This is a genomic window from Anabaena sp. CA = ATCC 33047 (genome assembly GCF_963870205.1).
GTDB lineage: Bacteria > Cyanobacteriota > Cyanobacteriia > Cyanobacteriales > Nostocaceae > Trichormus.
Genome location: NZ_CAWMSA010000051.1, coordinates 1 through 305 on the forward strand (window position 1 = coordinate 1; position 305 = coordinate 305).

Sequence of the window (305 nt, forward strand, 5' to 3'; positions counted from 1 at the left end):
ACTGCCAGTGGTAAAAGTCTGTTGGGATTGATTAATGACATTCTGGATTTATCCAAAATTGAAGCCGGTAAATTAGAACTTTGTTATGAACCTGTAAACCTGCGAGTTCTGATTCAAGAAATTCAACAGATTTTTACTCAAAAGGCAATCACTAAAAATTTAACTTTATACACCGAGATTGAAGATACTGTACCACCGGTGATTTTGATTGATGAAGTCAGATTACGTCAAATTCTATTTAATGTCGTGGGCAATGCCCTGAAGTTTACAGAACAGGGATATATTAAAATCCTTGTTCGCGCTCA

1 protein-coding gene is annotated in these 305 nt (G+C 35.7%); it reads left to right on the forward strand.

Going from position 1 to position 305, the window contains the following annotated elements:
- Positions 1 to 305: sensor histidine kinase (locus AACS98_RS16520; protein ID WP_369815995.1), on the forward strand; the 305-nt coding region annotated here is incomplete at both ends.